The sequence below is a fragment of the Bradyrhizobium sp. USDA 3315 genome (genome assembly GCF_054056795.1).
This window is the reverse complement of record NZ_JBSRYP010000001.1, coordinates 8,659,177-8,680,308: the sequence shown is the minus strand read 5'-3', so window position 1 is coordinate 8,680,308 and position 21,132 is coordinate 8,659,177. Positions and strand designations below refer to the sequence as shown.

General features: G+C 64.2%; 19 protein-coding genes. 9 read left to right on the top strand and 10 right to left on the bottom strand.

The annotated features are described in order from the left end of the window. Window positions 1-141: 141 nt before the first annotated feature. The 6 genes from paaI to ACVIYL_RS40585 all read left to right on the top strand — a co-directional run bounded on the left by paaI (window position 142) and on the right by ACVIYL_RS40585 (window position 5,744). Entirely contained in the window at window positions 142-597 is a 456-nt protein-coding gene (gene paaI, locus ACVIYL_RS40610; RefSeq protein WP_456781223.1) for a hydroxyphenylacetyl-CoA thioesterase PaaI, read from the top strand. A 20-nt stretch (window positions 598-617) separates the two neighbouring features. Continuing rightward, a complete protein-coding gene (gene paaK / locus ACVIYL_RS40605) occupies window positions 618-1,949 on the top strand; it encodes a phenylacetate--CoA ligase PaaK (RefSeq protein WP_456781222.1) in 1,332 nt (443 codons plus the stop codon). A gap of 32 nt (window positions 1,950-1,981) precedes the next feature. Beyond that, the gene (locus ACVIYL_RS40600; protein WP_456781221.1) at window positions 1,982-2,677 is read left to right on the top strand and encodes an amidase family protein; all 696 of its coding nucleotides are present in this window, start codon (window positions 1,982-1,984) and stop codon (window positions 2,675-2,677) included. After that, window positions 2,596-3,405 carry an amidase family protein gene (locus ACVIYL_RS40595; RefSeq protein ID WP_456781220.1) on the top strand — a complete coding sequence of 270 codons (810 nt, stop codon included), beginning with the start codon at window positions 2,596-2,598 and terminating at the stop codon, window positions 3,403-3,405. The genes ACVIYL_RS40600 and ACVIYL_RS40595 overlap by 82 nt, the downstream gene beginning before the upstream one ends. 103 nt (window positions 3,406-3,508) lie before the next feature. Next, window positions 3,509-4,543 carry a quinone oxidoreductase family protein gene (locus ACVIYL_RS40590; RefSeq protein ID WP_456781219.1) on the top strand — a complete coding sequence of 345 codons (1,035 nt, stop codon included), beginning with the start codon at window positions 3,509-3,511 and terminating at the stop codon, window positions 4,541-4,543. A gap of 145 nt (window positions 4,544-4,688) precedes the next feature. Then, a complete protein-coding gene (locus ACVIYL_RS40585) occupies window positions 4,689-5,744 on the top strand; it encodes a YeeE/YedE family protein (protein ID WP_456781218.1) in 1,056 nt (351 codons plus the stop codon). 88 nt (window positions 5,745-5,832) lie between these two features. Here ACVIYL_RS40585 and ACVIYL_RS40580 read toward each other — a convergent pair whose 3' ends face one another. After that, window positions 5,833-7,413 carry a winged helix-turn-helix domain-containing tetratricopeptide repeat protein gene (locus ACVIYL_RS40580; protein WP_253609645.1) on the bottom strand — a complete coding sequence of 527 codons (1,581 nt, stop codon included), beginning with the start codon at window positions 7,411-7,413 and terminating at the stop codon, window positions 5,833-5,835. Between the two features lie 157 nt (window positions 7,414-7,570). Between ACVIYL_RS40580 and ACVIYL_RS40575 the strand changes: the two genes are divergently transcribed. After that, window positions 7,571-7,894, top strand: a complete 324-nt coding sequence (locus tag ACVIYL_RS40575) for a DUF1127 domain-containing protein (protein WP_256558770.1) — start codon at window positions 7,571-7,573, stop codon at window positions 7,892-7,894. A 157-nt stretch (window positions 7,895-8,051) separates the two neighbouring features. Here ACVIYL_RS40575 and ACVIYL_RS40570 read toward each other — a convergent pair whose 3' ends face one another. From ACVIYL_RS40570 to ACVIYL_RS40560, 3 genes are all read right to left on the bottom strand, one after another. Further along, window positions 8,052-9,419: an IS1182 family transposase gene (locus ACVIYL_RS40570; protein ID WP_310883540.1), complete on the bottom strand. Its 1,368-nt coding sequence runs from the start codon at window positions 9,417-9,419 to the stop codon at window positions 8,052-8,054. Window positions 9,420-9,624: 205 nt separating this feature from the next. After that, a complete protein-coding gene (locus ACVIYL_RS40565) occupies window positions 9,625-10,974 on the bottom strand; it encodes an IS701 family transposase (protein ID WP_225648232.1) in 1,350 nt (449 codons plus the stop codon). Window positions 10,975-11,039: 65 nt separating this feature from the next. Further along, entirely contained in the window at window positions 11,040-11,981 is a 942-nt protein-coding gene (locus ACVIYL_RS40560) for a DMT family transporter (RefSeq protein ID WP_092083273.1), read from the bottom strand. Window positions 11,982-12,028: 47 nt separating this feature from the next. On the opposite strand from ACVIYL_RS40560, the gene pdxR reads away from it, so the two are divergent. Next, window positions 12,029-13,513, top strand: coding sequence for a MocR-like pyridoxine biosynthesis transcription factor PdxR (gene pdxR / locus ACVIYL_RS40555; RefSeq protein WP_456781217.1), 1,485 nt, complete (start codon window positions 12,029-12,031; stop codon window positions 13,511-13,513). Between the two features lie 243 nt (window positions 13,514-13,756). Here pdxR and ACVIYL_RS40550 read toward each other — a convergent pair whose 3' ends face one another. The 5 genes from ACVIYL_RS40550 to ACVIYL_RS40530 all read right to left on the bottom strand — a co-directional run bounded on the left by ACVIYL_RS40550 (window position 13,757) and on the right by ACVIYL_RS40530 (window position 18,592). Then, a complete protein-coding gene (locus tag ACVIYL_RS40550) occupies window positions 13,757-14,977 on the bottom strand; it encodes a bifunctional alpha/beta hydrolase/OsmC family protein (RefSeq protein WP_456781216.1) in 1,221 nt (406 codons plus the stop codon). Between the two features lie 28 nt (window positions 14,978-15,005). Then, on the bottom strand, window positions 15,006-15,668 hold the full coding sequence (locus ACVIYL_RS40545; RefSeq protein WP_456781215.1) for a sulfite oxidase-like oxidoreductase: 663 nt from the start codon (window positions 15,666-15,668) through the stop codon (window positions 15,006-15,008). A gap of 12 nt (window positions 15,669-15,680) precedes the next feature. Continuing rightward, on the bottom strand, window positions 15,681-17,003 hold the full coding sequence (locus tag ACVIYL_RS40540; protein ID WP_456781214.1) for an MFS transporter: 1,323 nt from the start codon (window positions 17,001-17,003) through the stop codon (window positions 15,681-15,683). Window positions 17,004-17,084: 81 nt separating this feature from the next. Then, window positions 17,085-18,311, bottom strand: a complete 1,227-nt coding sequence (locus ACVIYL_RS40535) for a cytochrome P450 (RefSeq protein WP_141340861.1) — start codon at window positions 18,309-18,311, stop codon at window positions 17,085-17,087. A 74-nt stretch (window positions 18,312-18,385) separates the two neighbouring features. Continuing rightward, entirely contained in the window at window positions 18,386-18,592 is a 207-nt protein-coding gene (locus tag ACVIYL_RS40530; RefSeq protein ID WP_016842874.1) for a ferredoxin, read from the bottom strand. A 208-nt stretch (window positions 18,593-18,800) separates the two neighbouring features. On the opposite strand from ACVIYL_RS40530, the gene ACVIYL_RS40525 reads away from it, so the two are divergent. After that, window positions 18,801-19,433, top strand: coding sequence for a TetR/AcrR family transcriptional regulator (locus ACVIYL_RS40525; RefSeq protein WP_076827173.1), 633 nt, complete (start codon window positions 18,801-18,803; stop codon window positions 19,431-19,433). Window positions 19,434-19,633: 200 nt separating this feature from the next. On the opposite strand, the gene ACVIYL_RS40520 is transcribed toward ACVIYL_RS40525, so the two are convergent. After that, window positions 19,634-21,058: an amidase gene (locus tag ACVIYL_RS40520; RefSeq protein ID WP_310882619.1), complete on the bottom strand. Its 1,425-nt coding sequence runs from the start codon at window positions 21,056-21,058 to the stop codon at window positions 19,634-19,636. Window positions 21,059-21,132 lie beyond the last annotated feature (74 nt).

The window sequence follows — 21,132 nt, the reverse complement described above, 5'->3', positions numbered from 1 at the left end:
GAATCTCGAGATTCCGGGTTCGATGCTGACGCATCGTCCCGGAATGACGGAAGTAGCGTTGACGCCTCGCGCGTCACGCCCAACACTGACGCTTGACACCAAGAGGCCCTCCGCAACGGGCCCGCGCACAGGGAGTTCGATGTGAACGTGAAGGCCACGCTATCGCCCGAGGATGTCGCCCGCGCCTGCGCGGACGCGATGTGGAAGGAAGACGACGCCAGCAAGGGTCTCGGCATGGAACTCGTCGAGATCAGGCCGGGGCAGGCGGTGATGGCGATGACGGTGCAGCCGCACATGGTCAACGGCCAGCGCATCTGTCATGGCGGCTACATCTTCACGCTGGCCGATTCAGCCTTCGCCTTTGCCTGCAACAGCCGCAACGATCGCGCGGTGGCGGCGCAGGGCAACGTCACTTTCATCCGGCCCGGCAAGCTCGGGGATCGTCTGGTGGCGACCGCGCGCGAGATCTCGCGCAATGGCCGCTCGGGAATCTACGACGTGAGCGTGACCTCCGGCGACAGCGTGATCGCCGAATTCCGCGGGCATTCGCGCGTGATACCGGGCACCTGGCTGCCCGACACGGACATCAAGGCATAAAGGCTTCAGGGGAAACGTCGATGGCAACGGCAAAGCTCAAGGTCAAGGACAGCGGTTATCACGCCGAGCTCGATGCGGCCGAGCGCGCCTCGCGCGACGAGATCATGGCGCTGCAGACCAGGCGGCTGGCCTGGTCGCTCAAGCATGCCTATGACAATGTCGCGCACTACAGGAAAGCGTTCGATGCCGCCGGCGTGCATCCGTCCGATTTCAGGCAGCTGCCCGATCTCGCCAAATTTCCGTTCACGGTGAAGACCGATCTGCGCGACAATTATCCCTTCAATATGTTCGCGGTGCCGCGCGAGCAATTGGTGCGGGTCCATGCCTCCTCGGGCACGACCGGCAAGCCGATCGTGGTCGGCTACACCAGGGCCGACATCGACACCTGGGCGGATGTGATGGCGCGCTCGATCCGCGCCGCCGGCGGCCGCACCGGCATGCTGATGCACAACGCCTATGGCTACGGCCTGTTCACCGGCGGCCTCGGCGCGCATTACGGCGCCGAGCGGCTCGGCTGCACGGTGATCCCGATCTCCGGCGGCATGACCGAGCGGCAGGTGCAGCTCATCAACGACTTCCGGCCCGACATCATCACGGTGACGCCGAGCTACATGCTGGCGATCCTCGACGAGTTCAAGCGGCAGGGCCTCGATCCGCGCAAATCGTCGCTGAAGTTCGGCATCTTCGGTGCCGAACCCTGGACCAACGCGATGCGAGTCGAGATCGAGCAGGCGTTCGACATGGACGCCACTGACATCTATGGCTTGTCGGAGGTGATCGGTCCCGGCGTCGCGCAGGAATGCGTGGAGACCAAGGACGGCCTGCACATCTGGGAGGACCACTTCTATCCGGAGGTGATCGATCCCCTGACCGGCGAGGTGCTGCCCGACGGCGAGAAGGGCGAGCTGGTGTTCACCTCGCTGACCAAGGAAGCCTTCCCGATCATCCGCTACCGCACCCGCGATCTGACGCGGCTGTTGCCCGGCACGGCGCGGCCCGGCATGCGGCGAATGGAGAAGGTGACCGGCCGCTCCGACGACATGATCATCCTGCGCGGCGTCAATGTGTTCCCGACCCAGATCGAGGAAGCGCTGCTGGCGACCGACTGGTGCGGCGGTCATTTTGTCATCGAGCTGACCCGTGAGGGCCGCATGGATGAGATGACGGTGCTCGCCGAAGCCCGGCCCGAGAGCTGGGATGGCGAAGGGCTGGTTGTTCACGCCGAGAAGGTCTCCGCCTTCATCAAGAACACGATCGGCATCTCGACCCGCGTCCGCGTCGTTGCGCCCGAGACGCTGGAGCGTTCGCTCGGCAAGGCGAAACGAGTTTACGACAAGCGGCCGAAAGAATAGCCTAATCCCTGCAATTCAACAGGGCGCAGGGTATGGCCGACACCAATGAAACGACCGCTGCGGGGATCCTGGCTGATATCCGCGCCGGCAAGGTAACGGCGGTCAGTGTCGTCGAGGCCGCGCTCGATCGTGCGGAGCGGCTCAAGCACCTCAACGCCTTCATCGTGCTGAACCGCGACGGCGCGCTTGCTGCGGCGCGCGAGGTCGATGCCGGGACGCGGACCGGAGTGCTGGCCGGGCTTCCGATCGTCGTGAAGGACAATATCAACACATCAGATCTGCCGACATCGGGCGGCACGCCGGCGCTGCAACACGCGCGGCCTGCGCGCAACGCGCCGTCGCTGCAAAAGCTGCTCGATGCGGGTGCCGTCGTCATCGGCAAGACCAATCTGCACGAGCTTGCCTTCGGCATCACCAGTACCAATCTCGCACCGTTCACAGGACCGGTGCGGAATCCGTACGACACGAGCCGGATCCCGGGCGGGTCGTCCGGCGGAACGTCGGCGGCGATCGCCGCGCGCATCGCCACCTGTGGCCTCGGATCGGACACCGGCGGCTCGACCCGCGTGCCCGCCGCGCTGACCGGGACCGTCGGCCTTCGGTCGGCAATGGCGGCGCCGAGCGGCGTTATCACGACGACAACCAGGTGGTTCCGATCAGCCATACCCGCGACACCGTCGGCCCGATGGGACGCACGGTCGCCGATGTCGCGCTGCTCGATGCCGTGATGACAGGCACGCCGCTGGCAACGAGCATCCCGCTACGCGGCGTGCGTCTCGGCATTCCCGCCTGCTTCTGGAGCGGCCTCGATCGCGATGTCGAAGCCGTCGCCCGCGCAGCCTGCGCCCGGCTCTCGGCGGCCGGCGCGGTGTTGGTCGATGTCGATATGCCCGATCTGTTTGAGCAGAACGGCAAGGTGTCCTTCGTGGTCGCGCTGCACGAACCGATCGCCGATATCCCGGCCTGGCTTGCCGCTTCAGGGATCGAGGGGATCACGCTGTCCGACATCGCGGCCGGCGTCGCCAGTCCTGATGTCGTCGGCGCATTCGGTGCCATCACTACGGACGCGTTCGGCGCCGCCTATGATGATGCAATCAACGTGCAGCGGCCGGCGCTGCAGGCGATCTATGCCACCTACATCAGGAACAACAGGCTGGACGCCATCCTGTTTCCGACCACGGTCGCGCCCGCGCCGCTGATCGACGAAAAGACCGGGTCCGGCGAGATGTCGGTCAATGGCGGCGCGCCGGTGCCGACCTTCGGCACCATGATCCGCAACACCGATCCCGGCAGCAATGCCGGCCTTCCCGGGCTGTCGCTCTATGCCGGCATGACGTCCGATGGCCTGCCGGTTGGGCTCGAGCTCGACGGTCCGGTCGGAAGCGATGCCAGGCTGCTCGGGCTCGGCCTGTCGATCGAGGCGATCCTGGGCACGGCCCCGCCGCCGAAGCTCTGACACCGCCGGCCGCAACAAGCCCCTTGAATTGATCGGTCAGTCGATTAGTCATGACCGGAGGCCACTTGGCCGCCACCATCCGCGCGCTTCAACAGCGCGCTTCATGACCAGGACTGGAACGCTGATGCCGCCGGCCCCGCAAGCAAACCGTCATCCTGTCGACGCCCGCTGCGTGCGTCTGCTGACGAAGGCGGAGAACGCGGCGGCGGTGGCGCCAGTGGTCGAGACCCTTGCGTTGTCGCGCGGGGCGGACGATCTGCTCATCGAGGTGAGGGCCGCCGCGGTCAATCCGTCCGACGTCAAGGCCGCGACCGGGCTGATGCCCTATGCCATATTCCCGCGTACCTCGGGCCGCGACTACGCCGGTGTCGTAATCGATGGTCCCGCTGAATTCATCGGGCGCGACGTGTTCGGCTCGTCCGGCGACCTCGGCATCCGCCGCGACGGCACCCATGCCACGCATCTGGTGGTCGAGCGCGATGCCGTGGTGGAAAAGCCCGCCGGCATCTCCTGGGACGAAGCCGCCGGGATCGGCGTGCCCTTCGTCACCGCGATGGAAGGCCTGCGCCGCGCCGGCCTGCCGAAGGCGGGCGAGACCGTGCTGGTGATGGGCGTCAACGGCAAGGTTGGTCAGGCCGCGGTGCAGATCGCGAGCTGGCACGGTGCGCGCGTGATCGGCGTGGTGCGCAAGAGCGAGCCTTATAAAGGCCACAGCAATTCGCCGGTCGAGGTGATCGACGCCTCGACCACCGACGTCGCCGCTCGCGTGCGCGAGCTGACCGGCGGCAAGGGCGCCGACATCGTCTACAACACGGTCGGCGATCCCTATTTCCAGGCCGCGCACAAGTCGCTGGCGCTGCGCGGCCGCCAGATCCTGATCGCGGCGGTCGACCGCATCGTGCAGTTCAACATCCTCGAATTCTACCGCGGCCAGCATACCTATGTCGGCATCGACACGCTTGCGCTGTCGTCGGTTGCGACCGGCGAGGTGTTGCGCGAGCTCGCGCCGGGCTTTGCCGGCGGACATCTGAAGCCATTCCCGATCAAGCCGAGCGCGATCTATCCGCTGGAACAGGCCAAGGCGGCGTTTGTTGCCGTGGCAGGCTCGTCGCGCGACCGCGTGATTTTGCGACCCTAGTTCACCGTCATTGCGAGGAGCGAAGCGACGAAGCAATCCATTCTCTCCAGTGTGATAGTATGGATTGCTTCGCGGAGCCTGTCATCCGGCGGCGCTTCGCGCCGACCGGTTGGCTCGCAATGACGAACGTAATTGAAGGACTATTATGGACCCCGCCACGATCGTCATCATCGCCGCCCTGATCATCGGCCTGATCTATGGCTCGGTCGGGCTGCTCAGCGGCTTCTGCATGATGAGCGGCCTGCGCGGCTGGTGGGCGGAGGGCGACGGCCGCCTGGCGCGCACCTATGCGCTGGCGATGGGCGTCGCGATCGCGGCCTCGCAGCTGTTGGCGGCGGCAGGCCTCGTCGATCTCGGCAAGTCGATCTATCTGCAGCCGTCCTTCTCGGCGCCGGTGATGTTCCTCGGCGGGCTGCTGTTCGGCTACGGCATGGTGCTGTCGAATGGCTGCGGTTCGCGGGCACTGGTGCTGCTCGGGCGCGGCAATCTGCGCTCCTTCGTGGTCGTGATCGTGCTCGGCATTTTCGCCGAGATGACGCTGAAGGGCCTGATCGCCCCGGGGCGGATCGCGATGGTGCAGGCGTCACAGGCCACGGTGTCAGCCAATTCGGTGCCGGCGCTATTGGCGGACATCGGCCTCGGCGCGGTGCCAGCGCGGATGGTGGCGGCCTCGGTTCTCGCAGCCGTCCTGATCATCTTCGCCTTTGCCCATGCGCCATTCCGCAAGTCGCCGGGCCAGATCGCGGCCGGCTTGATCGTCGGCCTGCTGGTGGCGGGGGGCTGGTACGCGACCGGCTATCTCGGCGCCGATGATTTCAATCCGGTGCCGGTGACGTCGCTGACCTTCATCGCGCCGATCGCCGACGCCCTGCAATACGTCATGCTGTCGACCGGCTCGACGCTCAATTTCGGCATCGTCACCGTGTTCGGCGTGTTCGCCGGCAGCCTGATCACGGCCATCGCCACCGGGCGCTTCCAGCTCGAAGGCTACCGGTCGCCACAGCATATGCTGCGCTCGGCGAGCGGCGCCGCATTGATGGGCGCGGGCGGCGTGATGGCGTTCGGCTGCTCGGTCGGGCAGGGGCTGACCGGATTGTCGACGCTGTCGCTGTCGTCCCTCATCGCGATCGCCGGCATCATGCTCGGCACCGGCGCCGGCCTGCGCGGGAGCTTGCGGGTCAGGCCGCTTGCGACGGCCTAGGCGTGTACTCATAACCGTCGGCTTCCCGTCATAAAGCGGAAGTTGCCCGGTTCGGTAGTTATCGGCGGCTTATGACCCATCTGCGACATTACCCCTCCGGTACTCCTGCCAATCGCATGCCCTCATAAATGCGCTCACGTTTGGCGAGATAAGCTGGATTATCGGTCGACGGGCTAGCGCGGAAGCGGCGGATGCTGAAATTAGGTTGAAGCGCGAGGCCTGCTTGCGCGGCGGCCCGCGCGTCATCGAGTGCTCCAAGCAGTGCTAGGGCAGCGGCGAGCCCAAGATGCGCAAACGGATAATTTCGGTTGGCGTCGATGCTCCTGCGGAGCCAACAGACGGCTTCCTTGTCGGCACTAAGTTGCAACTTAGCGAAGCCGACATACTGCATCCACATGAAGGCATGAATGTCGCGGGGAGACAGGCGGAGTGCCTCTAGGACATGCGCCTCAGTCTCCCCGCCGCGACCGAGGAAAATCTTGGCTTGACCGATTAACCCGTGCGCATGGGCCAGATTTCGGTCCAGCCCCAAAGCGTGTTGTAGTTCATCAATGCCCTCGGACACGCGGTTCGTGAAAATTTTTGCTGTTCCCAAATGTAAGTGAGCCAAGGGGTGGCTCGGCGCGAGGGTCAGGACATGCATAACGGCCACTTCTGCCACGGTAAGGTACTTCATCCGATTGTCGGTCATGTAGCCGGCACCAACAGTGCCATCAACATGCGCTAAGCCCAGACGCGCTTCGATATTGCCGGGATCAAGCGTCAGGGCGCGCTCGAAAAAGTGGCGCGCCTGCAAGATATATTCGGAAGTCAAGCCCATATTGAGCTTAGCTCTGCCCTGGAAGTACAACTCCATTGAATTGGGATGCGCCGAACGTTGTGCTCTCATGGCCTCGGCTGCGACGAGCTGCGCGTCCAAGGAGTTAGCTAGCCTAGATATGATCTCGTCTTGCATATCGAACAGATCGGCGACGGGTTTGTCAAAGCGGTCCGCCCATAAATGCGTGCCGGTTTCAGCGTCTATCAGCTGCACGTTGACGCGAAGTCGGCTTTCGTGGCGCTGTACGGAGCCTTCTAGCACATACCGGATGTTCAACTCGCGACCGATTTGCTTGAGGTCAGCCGCTTTGCCCTTGTAGGTGAATGCGGTGTGTCGCCCGATCACCAAGGAGCCGCTGATCCGCGACAAATCCGTAGTGAGGCTTTCCGTCACACCATCGACGAAGTAGTCTTGGTCCGGGTCGTCGCTGAGGTTAGCAAATGGCAACACAACAATGGAAAGACGAGGCGGTGATGCCGGCCTTTGCACCGCGCCGTCGTTCTGCACCGCCGAACTGACCGACGCAGTTGAGAGCTTCCGCCCTTCGTGCACTGCGCCAACGAAGCGGAAGCCTTTGCGCGGCAATGTTTTGATTAGGCGCTGCTTATCACCATCGTCACCGATCGCGGCCCGAGCGGCATTCAGGCGGGTTGTCAGCGCGGCATCAGAGACGATGCGTCCATTCCAAACGGCGCTGATGAGATCGTCCTTGCTAACGACGCGCTCTCTGTGCCGGATCAAATATTGGAGTAGATCGAAGACCTGTGGCGCGATGGGAACAGGGATCGTCCCGCGATGTAGCTCGCGACGGTCAGTATCGAATGCGTACTCCTCGAAGAAATAGCGCATCTCAGGATCCCTTAGGCGGCCCTCTATTTTCAGGCTTTAACGCTGTTCGGGGGCAAAGAATAAGCCGGAGGTAAGGAAAATGTAAGCCGGATGTCAGGCGCGGTGGCTCACCGTACGGCATGTTCATCCTGTGAAAAAGCAGACAGGACGTACCGCAATGAGCACGGTCCACGAGATCACCAAGTTTCAGCATCCAGCAACGACTAACCAGCCGGTCTATAGTCCGCTCGAAGCCTACTGGCAGGCATTTCAGATGTGGCGCAAACGCCGGAGGCTGCAGACGGAATTATGCCGCCTGACGGACCGCGAGCTAATGGATATTGGCACGACGCGAAGCGAGATTGACTACGTCGTGTCGAACAGAGATATCGACCCGAGAGGCATACTAGCCGAATGGGTCCAATACCTGCCAACAGCAGACGGCCAAATCCACCCACATTGGGACAAGCACCTCTCAGAAACACGCGTCAAACCTCGCTAGTGCAATGCGCGGAAACGATCGCGGTCTGCTACAAGCCGTTATGGCTGCTTCTGGCCCGATTTTGTTGCAAAAGTCGGCTGCTCGCGATGGATTGTTCGGCCATCTCGCCAAGGACGACCGGCTTTGGTTTGCCGGCCCTGACGCTCTCTACGCAACTCTACGCGGTGTACACCGTGTGTGCCGGTGGCGGCCGCGCGACCAGGCTCGCGAGCCGCCGTAGGTTCTGAGCGATGGCGGCCAGAACAAACTCATCCTGGGCGCCTCGTGGGCCACGCAGTCGCAGTCGGCCGAGCCTCAGGATGCGCTTCAGGTGTGCGAACCGCATCTCAATCTTCTTTCGCTCACGTCGCGACTGTTCAAAGGCCTCGGTGCCAGCGAAGGAGCGTGCAACGTCTCGGGCGCGCTCATGGACGTCGCGCGGGATCTTGCGTGAGGGCTCCTTTGGGCAGCACTGCGGTTTGAGCGGGCAAACATCGCAGTCGAGCTTGCTTGCGCGGTACAAGAGCGTCTTGCCCTCGTGTGCTGTGCCGCTTGTCCCGAGCCGCTTTCCGCCTGGGCAGTGGTAGACGTCGCCGGCCGGATCATATCGAAAGTCGTTGCGCGAGAAGGTGCCATCCTCGCGCTTTGACTTGTCGATGACCGGAATGTGTGGCGCGATGTCCTTCTCTACCAGCCAGTTCAGCATCGGCGCCGATCCATAAGCGGTATCGGCCGCGAGCCGCTCCGGCTTGAGGCCAAAACGTTCCTCTGTTCGTTCGATCATTGTCTTTGCGGTACCGACTTCGGCTTGCCGAATGGCACGAGACGCCTCGACGTCCAAGATGACGCCGAACTTCATGTCGATGAGATAGTTGTCAGAGTAGGCGAAGAATGCCGCCCCTTTGTGTGCGCCGGTCCACTGCGCCGCGGGATCGGATGGCGAGACGAACTTCGGCACAACCTCCGTAGCGGCACCCCATGCCGTGTCTTCGAGAGTCGCCAGATACTCCTTCACGGCGCGGCTGGACCTCGCCGGATCGCGATCCCTGCGCCAATCCTGACCCGCGATCGAGCGCCGCTTGTTGGCGTCGGCCGCAATCAGGCTCGCATCAACTGCAAAGCCTTCACCACCAACCAGACCGGCCGCAATACACGCCTCGACGACCCGCTCAAACACATGGCGAAAAACATCTCCCTCGCGGAAACGCTCGTTGCGGGCACGCGAGAACGCTGAATGGTCGGGAATAGCATCTTCGATGCCAAGCCTGCAGAACCAGCGATAGGCGAGGTTCACCTGTACTTCGCGGCAGATCAATCGCTCCGAGCGGATCGCAAAGACATACCCCACCACCAGCATCCGGATCATCAGTTCAGGGTCGATCGACGGACGACCCATGGACGCATAATGGGACGCAAGCTCGCCGCGAAGCCACGACAGATCGAGAGCAGCATCGATCGTCCGCACCAAATGATCTTCGGGGACCGCATCGCCAAGACGAAACTCGTAGAACAGTTGACCTTGGTCACTCTTCAGACGGCCCATCATGGATCGACCTCGCCGAGAATCGCGTCAACACAACGGAATCATCGTTCGAGGCCTCACTCAACCGACTTTTGCAACAAAATCGGCCCAAGGCCGACATGCAGCGCGTCGGTTTCGACGTCAGCTTCCGAGACCGAAGCGGACGTGACGAATCTATGAGTACAGGCCCTAACACTACTTTGGCAGATTGTGTTTTCGCCGCTGTTTTTCAGGGATTTCCTTTCGGCAATATGGGCACTGCTGAGGCGGCGGCCGAAGGATGAGATCGACGATGGCGTGACGTACGGCTGGCATGGTTGGCTGAGGCGGAGGCCCGTTGATTCTTTTTTTTCCGCCCCGCGTATGCGAGGCGACGATGTTGCAGGAAGGCGTAGGCAATCATTGTCATCAAGGCGTGGCGATGAAGACCTTGCCATGACCGCCCTTCGAAGTGATCAAGTCCAAGCTCCTCCTTCAGCTGTTGATGCGCCTGCTCACAAATCCACCGTGCCTTGATGGTGGCGGCCAGCGTGCGCAGATCCGTCGCCGCCGGAAGATTGGCGAGATAGTATTTCTTCTCCCCGGAGGCACGTTGCTCACCAATGAGCCAGGCTTCGTCGCCTGGCAGATGCTGCTGACCTTTATCCCATATTCGCTGCGGAGGGCCGTCGGCGGTGCGGACACGGAGAGCAGCAAATCGAGCTTTGAGCCGACCTTTCGTCCCGCTACGCCAACTCAGGGTTTTCCATTTGGCGCTGGCCAGCATTTGTTCGGCCGCAATCGATAAGATATCGGGCACGTGGTGCTTTCGTGGTTTGCCACGGACTTTGGTGATCGGCCAAATGAGCTTCACATCGACCGGATACACTTTCTGGTGCCGAGGGATACCGACAGCCCAGGTCAGCCCGCGCTCTGTTAGCCCTTGTCGAAACGGTGCGCTGAGGCCGTATCCTGCATCCGCCAGCACACATCCAAAGCGCATGTTGGCTGCCATCGCGCGGTCAATCTCGGCCAAAGCGATCTCCGGCTTGGACCGTGGCGTTCGGTGTTCGACTGGCACGCGAGCGCGCTTCAAACGAGACATGTCGCTTGTCCAGCTGTCAGGCAGAAAGAGACGTAACGCGACCATCACTGGCACTTCGCCGCGTGCAAGCGTTAAAGACACCAGCGTTTGGCAATTTGCGGTTTTACCGAGAGCCGACGCGTATTGAGCCGCAACACCGACCGATCGCTCACCCTTCTTGGGAAGTGAGGTGTCATCGATAACCAGCATCGCATCCCTGCCGCCGACAAGTCGGTCCGCCTGGTTGAGCAGCTCCGTCTCCAGCGGCGTCGCATCCCAGACACCGTCCGCAATGAAATGGTGCAACTGGTCGTAGTTGCTCGTGGCAAGGCGTTCCGCCATCGGCTGAACGCTCTTGCGATCGCCCGGACCGATCAATCCCGCAACATACAGAGGACACATCCGCTGCCGGGTCTTATGACCCAGCCGGTCCAAGAACGGCATTAGCCAGCGTTCGAGTTCGTCTTCCCATCTCGGCATGGTCAGCCCTCCAAGAGCCGACCACCCATGAATCATTGAAAAATTGATTCGGGAATCCTATAAAACGCGGCAAAATCAACAATCTGCCAAAGTAGTGCTAATTACGCACGCGACGGCGCGTCCGCGAGCGAACTCAGCGCGATGCCGCCGACGATCAGCGCCGCGGCGATCGCCAGCGAAAGATCGATCGGCTCGCCGAGCAAGAGTGCCGCGGTCACGATGCCGACGATCGGCGTTGCCGTGGTGCCGAGCGAGGTGGTCAGCGCCGGCAGGCTCTTGTTGACAACGGACATCGCCCAATAGGCCAGCGCCGTGCCGATGAAGCCGGAATAGAGAAACAGCAGCAGGAGGTGTGGCGACCAGGTCACCTCGGGCACGCCTTCGGTGACCAGCGCCGACGTCGTCAGCACCAGCGTCGCGACCAGCACCTGCCACAGCAACAGCTGCAGCGGCGTCGCGATCCAGCGGTGCGAGCGGATATAGATGATGTTCGCGGCCCAGCAGATTGCGGCGATGATGATCATGCCGGCGCCGGCGAGGACATGCAGATTGCTCCAGTCCAGCGACGCCGGGTTGAGGATCACGCAGAGGCCGGCGAGACCGGAGGCGACGCCAATCAGCTTCAATGTCCCGAGCCGTTCCGTCCGCGCGGCGCCTGCTGCGAGCGCGACCCAGAGCGGCGTGGTGTAGCCGAGCACGACGCCTTTGCTGGCCGGGAGATAGCGCAGGCCGGCGGCGACCAGCGTCGAGAAGAACGTCATGTGCAGCAGCGCCACGCTGAGCACGACCGGGACATCGGCGATCCGCGGAATGATCAAATTGCCGCTGGCGCGCAGGATGACCAGCAGGGCGATCAGGGCGACCCAGCTGCGGATCGAGGCGGTCCACAGCGGCGGCACCGCCTCGACCAGCGATTTCGTGACCGACCAGTTGATGCCCCAGGCCAGCACCACGACGATGAATAGGGCGGCGGCCCTGGCGGGGGAGAGGGACCGGTTCACGGCAGAATCCTTGCGGGCGATACCGCTTGTGAATAGGATCATGCTGGCTCTCTCGAAAGGGCCAGATTTTGTAGAATGAGGGAGCCAGATTGATCCTCGCCGAATTGCTCGCGCTGAAGCGATCGGACGACGCCGGGCTGGCCGCGCAGTTGACCCAGCAGCTGCGCGCGCTGATGGCGAGCGGCCGGATCAGGAGCGGCGCCATGCTGCCGTCGAGCCGCAGCCTTGCGGCCGAGCTCGACGTGGCGCGCAACACCGTAACGCATGCCTATGAGCAGCTCGTCGCCGAAGGGTATCTACGGGTCGCGGCGCGGCGGCGGCCGGTTGTGACCGACGACATCGAGGCGCGCTTCGCCAAGGCTCTGCCTGCGCCACGCCGTGATGCCGCCCGCAAACCGTTGCTGTCGCCCTGGGCCTTGCAGCTCTCCGATAGCGATTGGCCGCTGTCCTACCAGGCGGATTTCCGGCCGCTCCGTCCCGGGCTTGCGGATGCGCGCGAGTTTCCGCACGAGATCTGGGCGCGCTGCCTGCGTCGCAGCGCATTGCGCCGCCGCTTCAATGACCAGACCGTGGTCAACCGGTCGAGCCTGCGCGAAGCCTTGTGCGATTATCTCGAAGTCAGCCGCGGCGTGCGCGCCGAGGCCGATCAGATCCTGATCCTGCCGACGGCGCAGGCGGCGCTGACGCTGATCGCCGCGACCACCATCGTCGCCGGCGATGCGGTCTGGACCGAGGATCCCGGCTATCCCGGAGCGGCGGCGGCGTTTCGTGCCGCCGGTGCCGACGTCGTCGGTGTCAGGCTCGATCAATGGGGCATGATGCGGATGCGCGCGACGCGCGCGCCGAAGCTTATCTTCGCGACCCCGTCACATCAGCACCCTACAGGGCGCGTGATGCCGGTCGCACGCCGCACCGAGCTGTTGGCTTCCGCCGAGCCCGGCAAGACCTGGATCGTCGAGGACGATTACGACGGCGAGTTTCACTATGACAGCCGGCCGATGCCGGCGCTGCAGGGGCTCGATCGCGAGGGACGCGTGCTCTATCTCGGCACCTTCGCCAAGGCGATGACCGCCGATATCCGCATCGGCTATCTGGTGGTGCCGCCATCACTGGCGCGGACGATGGAGATCGCGCAGCGGCATCTCGGGCTGATCGCCTCCGTGCATGTCCAGGAGGCGCTGGCCAGCTTCATGGCCGACGGGTATTTCCTGGCGCATGTCAGGCGGATGCGGCGGATCTATCGCGCGCGCCGCGACCACCTCGCGGCGGCGCTGGCGCGGCAGCTCGGCGAGGTGCTCACCGCCGAGGTGCCGCCGGGCGGCATGCAGCTGATTGCCCGTTTCAAGGATGGCCGTGCGGACCGGGATGCTGTGACGCGCCTGGTGGTCGCCGGCGTCGAGGTGCGCGCACTGTCGAGCCTCGCGCTGGGGCGGCCGCGCGACCACGGCCTGTTGCTCGGCTTCGCCGCCTGGCGCGAGAACGAGATCGGCGCCGCGGTGCGGATCATGGCGAACTGCCTGACCGGCAAGAGCGCGGCGCGTGGAGAGAGGGGCGTTCGCACGATTTCGGAATAATGGAAGAATATCCCTGAGTTGCCCGACGTGTCAAGTTGCCTTCGAGCGCCTGCCTTCGAGCGCCAGTGCCTTCGAGCGCCAGTTGCCTTCGAGCGCCGTGCCTTCGAGCGCCGGCGGCCGCCGGCACCTTTGCATGGGGTTGTTTTCGATATTTTTCAGCACGCCCCTGCGACGGCCCCCGTGCGGGAGAGGGACGCCGCCCAGATGCTGCTACGGCTCGGCCTTTCCCGCTGCGTCGCGGGCTCACTCCGCCGCCCTGGTGACGATCCGTATCTCCGACGTCAGCGTCTTGTGCACCGGGCACTTGTCGGCGATCTCCATCAGCCGCTTGCGCTGGTCGGCGTCGAGTTCGCCCTCGATCCTGATGACGCGGTCGATCTGGTCGAGCATGCCCTCGTGGGTCTCGCACTCCTCGCAATCCTTCGCGTAGATCTTGCTGTGCGTCAGCGTTACGGTGACGCGATCGAGCGGCAGCGACTTGCGGTCGGCATACATCCGCATCGTCATCGAGGTGCAGGCGCCTAGCCCGGCCAGCACGAAGTCGTACGGCCCGGGGCCGGAATCCTGACCGCCGACGGCGATCGGCTCGTCGGCCAGCATGCGATGCGGGCCTGCCGTGACGATCTGCTGAAACTTGCCGGCGCGGGTCTCCTGCACCACGACGTTGCGCGGCGCAGTGCCGGTATCTGCCGCCGGCTGCGGCGCGATATCGATGTAGCGTTCGGCCCAGGCGCCGATCACGTCGGCGACATAGGCGGCATCCTGTTTGCCGCTCAAGAGATGGTCGGCCTCGGCCAGCGAGACGAAGCTCTTGGGGTGCCTGGCGGCGCTGAAGATATGCGTGGCGTTGTCGATGCCGACGGTGTCGTCGGTCGGCGAATGCATGATCAGCAGCGCCTTGTGCAGCTGCTTCACCTGCGCCATCAACTTCTGCTCGGCGACGTCGTCGAGGAATTCGCGCTTGATGCGGAACGGGCGGCCCGCGAGCGAGACTTCGCCTTCGCCCTGGGTGCGGATGTCCTCGATCCGGTCCCTGAAGAAATGCGTGACATGGACGGGATCTGACGGCGCGGCGATGGTCGCGACCGCCTTGGCCTCGGGGATTTGACCCGCGGCGGCGAGGATCGCGGCGCCGCCCAGGCTGTGGCCGATCAGGATCGCGGGTGCCTTGTGCGTCGCGCGCAAATGGTCGGCGGCGCGGACCAGATCGGCGACGTTCGACGAGAAGGTCGAGTTGGCGAACTCGCCCTCGCTGGAGCCCAGACCGGTGAAGTCGAAGCGCAGCGTGGCGATGCCCTTGGCCGCGAGCGCGACCGCGATGCGCTTCGCGGCCAGCACGTCCTTGCCGCAGGTGAAGCAGTGCGCGAACAGCGCATAGGCCTTGATCGGCCCGTCGGGCGTGTCAAGCGCGGCGGCCAGCTGATGGCCGCCAACACCGGTGAATTGAAAGCGTTCGTGCGGCACGGGCAGGTTCCATCATTCTGTTGGTGTGTCAGTCGTCAGAATAGCGCTGTTCGGCCCAGGGATCACCGCGATTGTGATAGCCACGGACCTCCCAGAAGCCGGGCGCATCCTCGGTGAGGAATTCGATGCGCTGCAGCCACTTCGCGCTCTTCCAGAAATAGAGGTGGGGCACCACGAGCCGCACCGGGCCGCCATGCTCCTGCTCCAGCGGCTTGCCCGACCAGCTATGGGCGAGCAGCGCGTCCTCGGCGGCGAAGTCCTCGATCGGCAGGTTTGTCGTATAGCCGTCATAGGAATGCAGCGCGACGAAGCGCGCGTCCTCGCGCGGCTGGCAGGCGGCGAGCAGGTCGCTTATGGCGAGCCCTTCCCACTGGTTGTCGTAGCGCGACCAGGTCGTGACGCAGTGAATGTCGGAGACGAATTGCGTTTGCGGCTGCGCCATGAACTGCTGCCAGGTCCAGTAGATGGTCTGCTCGACCGCGCCGTAGACGTCGAGCCGCCAGCGCTCCTGGGAGATGTTCGGCATCAGCCCGAGATCGAGCACCGGCCAATCCGCCGTCAGATGCTGGCCCGGCGGCAGGCGCTGCTCCTCCGGCCGGGTGACCTTGCCGGTGAGGAATTTGCCTTCGCGCGCCCAACGCTGCTTGCTGCGCGTCAGCTTGCTCTCGGGCGGTTCGTTATCGTCGGTCATCGCGTCAGGCCATCATTCGTGGCGGTGCATCGCGGAGTCGCGCTTGGTATCGCGCATCGTCGAGTAGATCAGCAGCGACAGGAAAATCATGCCGCTGAGATAGTAGTAGAACCAGTCCTCATGCCCGGTGCTCTTGAAATAGAGCGCGACCGCCGGCGCGGTGCCGCCGAAGATCGACACCGTGATGGCGTAGGGCAGGCCGACGCCGAGCGCGCGGACGTTGGTCGGAAACAGCTCGGCCTTCACGATCGCGTTGATCGAGGTGTAGCCGGCGACGAAGATCCAGGCGCCGCAGATCAGAAGGAAGGCCATGAACGGCGACTTGGTATCCTTCAGCGCGGTCAGGATCGGGATCGTGCCGAGCGTGCCGGCGATGCCGAAGAAGATCAGCAGCGGCTTGCGGCCGATTTTATCGGAGAGCCCGCCATAGATCGGTTGCAGAATGGTCGCGAAGATCAGCGAGCCGAAGATCACGAAGGTGGTCTGGTCCTCGGTGAGGCCGACCGACAGCTTCACGAAGGTCTGCATGTAGGTGGTGAAGGTATAGAACGCCGCGGTGCCGCCGGCGGTGAGGCCGACCACCAGCAGCAATTCGCGCGGATAGTTCAACAGGCCGACGATCGAGCCGGTCGGCTTGGAAACCTTCTTGGCCTCCTCGAAGGCCTCGGTCTCATGCAGGCTGCGGCGCATCACCGCCGCGACGATCGCGAGCATGGCGCCGATCACGAACGGAATCCGCCAGCCCCAGGCCTTCAGCTCGTCCGGCGTCAAAAACACCTTTTGCAGCAACAGCAGCACGATGATCGCGGTGAGCTGGCCGCCGATCAGCGTGACGTACTGAAAGCTGGAGTAGAAGCCGCGGTGCTTGGGATCGGCGACCTCGCTGAGATAGGTGGCGCTCGCGCCATATTCGCCGCCGAGGCTCAGGCCCTCGATCACGCGGGCCAGCGCCAGGATCGCCGGGGCTGCGATGCCGATCGAGGCATAGGTCGGCGTCACCGCGATGATCAGCGAGCCGAAGCACATGCAGACCACCGAGAGCGTCAACGACAGCCGCCGGCCATAGCGGTCGGCGATGAAGCCGAACAGCCAGCCGCCGAGCGGGCGCATCAGGAAGGTCGCGGCAAACAGCACGGCGGCATTGAGCTGCTGCACCACCGGATCGCTGTGCGGGAAGAACGCCGGCGCGAAATACAGCGCAAACGCCGTGTAGGCGTAGAAATCGTACCACTCGACGAGATTGCCGACCGAGCCGATGAAGATCGCCTTCACCCGCCGCTCGACGTCGTGGATGTCGAGATGATCGCTCGCGGGCTGAGCGGTTTGTTCGGACATGGCATTGCTCCCGGACTCGTCGGTTCGATTCCGGGGCAAGCTACCTCATTGGGTGACGTGATGTAACCGCTGTCCGGTTCCTCAGGCGTTGTTGCCGAACAGAACGGGCAGTTGACGCGGGCCGCGCACCGTGCCTTCCGACCAGGTGACCTTGCCGGCCGGATCGAGCCGGAAATCAGGGATTCGCTTCAGCCATTCCTCGATCGCGACCTGCATCTCCATCCGCGCAAGGTTGGAACCGACGCAGCGGTGGATGCCGAGGCCGAAGGCGGCGTGGCGGTTCTCCTTGCGGTCGATCACCACCTTGTCCGCATCGGGGAACATGGCGGGATCGCGATTGGCGGCGGGGAAGGACAGCAGCACCATGTTGCCTGCCTTCACCGGGCAGCCGGAGATCGTGGTCTCCTTCATCACCTCGCGCGCCATCGTCACCGGCGAATACGCGCGCAGGAATTCCTCGATCGCGGTCGGGATCAGCGCCGGCTCCGCAATCAGGCGCTCGCGATCGGCCGGCGTCTTGGCGAGGTGCCAGAGCGAGGAGCCGATCGCGCTCCAGGTGGTGTCGATGCCGGCGATCAAGAGCAGCCGCAGCGAGCCGAGCACATGCTCGTCGGTGAGCGGCTGGCCGCCGGGGCCCTTTGCCCGCAGCAGCTGCGAGATCAGATCGTCGCCCGGCTCAAGCTTGCGCTGCTCGAGATGGGCCACGAAGTAGCCGGTCATCTCGCGCACGCCGTTCATCAGCTCGTCTTCGTTCTTGATGCCGAGCTCGAGGATCTGGTGGATCCATTTGATGAACAGGTCGCCGTCCTTCTCGGGAATTCCCAGCATATGGGCGATGGCGCGCACCGGGATGTGCTTGGTGTAGCGCGCGGCGGCGTCGCAATGGCCATCGGCGATGAATTCGTCGATCAGCTCGTTGCAGATCGCGCGCACCCGCGGCTCCAGCCGCTTCATCGCGTCCGGCGTGAACGGCGGCAGCAGCACCTGCTTGGCGGGCTTGTGCTCCGGCGGATCGGAGGTGATCGGCGGCGCGCGAGCGGTGATCTCGGGGCGGATGTCGCGCACGATGACGCGGCGCGAGGAGAAGTGCTCGGTGTCGTAGGCGATCTCCTTCACCGCCTGATAGGTGGTCGGCATGTAGCAGCCGAGGAAGCGCTCGGTATGCACGACGGGCGAAGCCGCGCGCAGCGTCTCCCAGATCGGGAACGGGTCGTCGGTCCAGACCGGATCGGTATGGTCGAAATCGTGCACCCAGTCGGAGACCGGGGGATGTTCGGGCAGATAGCTTGCGGACGGGGAATCGGACATCAGCTCGTTTCCTTCTCGTTCGATCAAACGCTGGTTGGCTCAACGGGCGGCGCACGGCCGTCCCCGGCTGGCCGTCATTCCTCGGTGACTTCGATCGCGATTTCCGGGCAATTGGTCTGCGCGAGCCAGGCCTTGTCCTCGAGCCCGGCCGGGACTGTCCCGTCGCCGACCTCATGGGCGTTGCCGTATTCGTCGAGCTCGAACAGTTCGGGGGCGAGTGATTTGCAGCGGGCGTGACCCTGGCACTTGTCCTGGTCGACGCGGATTCTGAGCTTGGACATGCAAGCACCTCCCTCGGCTCTGGCGCATTGTGGGTTGCGCCGGGTTCCTCATTCCGGTTTATGCAAGCCTTGTTTAGGCAAGTTCTTGTTTAGGCAAGCTCTTGGCTTGCTTGGGCGGCCGGCCCTCTTAACCGGATCGCCAAGTTATAGTATATTACATTATCGTCGCGCTTGCGCGTCAAGCGAAAATTCAGCGATCATTGCCGCAATGGGACAAATCGTTCGTAAGCCGTTCAAAACCTACCACCATGGCGACCTCCGCGAAGCCCTGATCCAGGCCGCGTTACGCGAGGTCGAGCTCGGTGGTCCCGAGGCGATCAGCATCAAGGCGCTGGCCAAGCAGCTCGGCGTCTCGCAGCCGGCGCCGTACCGGCACTTTGCCGACCGCGAGGCGCTGCTGGAGGCGGTGACCGCGGAAGCCTTCCGGCAGTTCAACGTGATCATGCGCGAGGCGATCGAGCAGTCGAGCAAGGGCTCGAAACTGTCGCGCTTTGCCCAGGCCGCGCTCGCCTTCGGGCTCGAGCGCCACGGCATCTACCGGCTGATGTTCGCGTCGCGCACCATGGCCTGCGCGCCGAAGGGCAGCGAGCTGCACACCGCGGCGATGGAAACGCTGGCACTGCTGATCGAGTCGTTCGAGGCGCCCGCGGTCGGCCTGCTGCGCGAGCGGCAGGCGCTGAAGATCTGGGCCGGGCTGCACGGCATCGTGATGCTCGCCGAGCAGGGACTGCTGACCGGCGAGTCCGCGCAGATCAGCCGCGAGGAGTTGCTGGACGAAATCGTCGAGCAGACCAAGGCGGCACTCACCGTGGCGCTGCAGGCGACGGAGGATAAGGCGTAGGGCAGATCGTCTGCAGCCTATCCCTTCGTCCCATAGAGATAGATAGCCCCGTCATTGCGAGGAGCTCGCGACAAAATTGCAGAGCAATTTTGCGCTGAAACGACGAAGCAATCCATCGTTCTGCGCGCTCGGTGACAGATTGCTTCGCTTCGCTCGCAATGACGAAGTGGAGGGTATCGCCCGCCTCTCCACCATAAGGGTCAGGATCGCGGCGGCCGCGGATCGATCGGGGTGGTGCCGCGCACGCCCAGAATGTCCTCCAGCACTTTCGCGCCGGCCAGAAGCTGCGCCTCGGCGCGCGGCTTTGCGACCATCTGCAGGCCGACCGGCAGGCCCGAGGCGGTGAAGCCGCAGGGCAGCGACAGCGCCGGGCAGCAGGCCAGCGTGATCGCGTAGACGATGCCGAGCCATTCGACGTAGTTGTCGAACTTCTTGCCGTCGCACTCGGCGACATAGCGGTTCTCGACCGGAAACGGCGCCACGATGGTCGCGGGCGCCAGCAGCAGGTCGTACTTGTCGAAGAATTCGAGCGCACGCGCCGTCATCGCGACGCGCTGCGCCTCGGCGCGTTCGAGCTTCTCGACCGTGAGCTTCAACCCTTCCTCGATGTTCCAGATCACCTCGGGCTTCAGCAGATCGCGTTTGGTGCGCAGCAGTTCGGCCTTGCTGATTGCGAAATCGAACGCGCGCAGCACGTGGAAGCATTCATGGGCTTCGCTGAAATCGGGATGCGCCTCCTCGACGATCGCACCGGCTGCCGCGAACCGCTCCGCCGCCTTGCGGGTCACCGCCTTGACCTCGGGATCGACCGGCGTGATGCCGAGATCGGGCGAATAGGCGATGCGCTTCGGCCTGCTGCCTGACCGCGCCGCCGACAGGAACGACGTCGGCAGTGCGGGCAGCGACAGCGGATCGGCGGCATGCTCGCCGCTCATCGCGTCGAGCAGCAGCGCGAGGTCCTCGACATTGCGCGCCATCGGTCCCTGCTGGCCGAGCGTGCGGTCGACGCCGAATTTCGGCGTCTGCGCGACGCGGCCGATCGACGGCCGGAGGCCGACGATGCCGCAGAAGCTCGCCGGGTTGCGCAGGCTGCCGCCCATGTCGGAGCCGTGCGCCAGCCACGCGGTGCCGCTCGCAAGTGCCGCCGCGGCGCCGCCGGAGGAGCCGGCGGCCGAGCGCGATGTGTCCCAGGGATTGCGGGTCGGGCCGAACACCTCGTTGAAGGTGTTGGCGCCGGCGCCGAATTCCGGCGTGTTCGACTTGGCGTAGATCACGCCGCCATTCTCTTCGAGACGCTCGACCAGGATGTCGGATTTCGCCGGGACGTTGTCCTTGAAGATCGGCGAGCCCAGCGTGGTCAGCACGCCGGAGACGGCGGTGAGGTCCTTGATCGGAACCGGAAGGCCTGCGAGCAGGCCGCGCTCACTGACCGGTTTCTGCATCAGGGCCTTGGCGTGGGTGCGGGCGCGGTCGAAGCAGAGCGTCGGCAGCGCGTTGACCTTGCCGTCCACCTCGGCGATGCGCGTCTCCAGCACGTCGAGCAGATCGAGCGGCGTGACGTCGCCGGCCTTCAGCTTCTCGACGACGGCACACGCCGTTTCCTTCACCAAGCCCTGATCAGCCATGCACCGTTGCTCCTATGCCTTCTGTTTGCTTGTGCTGTAGAACATTTCCTGCCGTCGTGGCAATGCGACGAGAA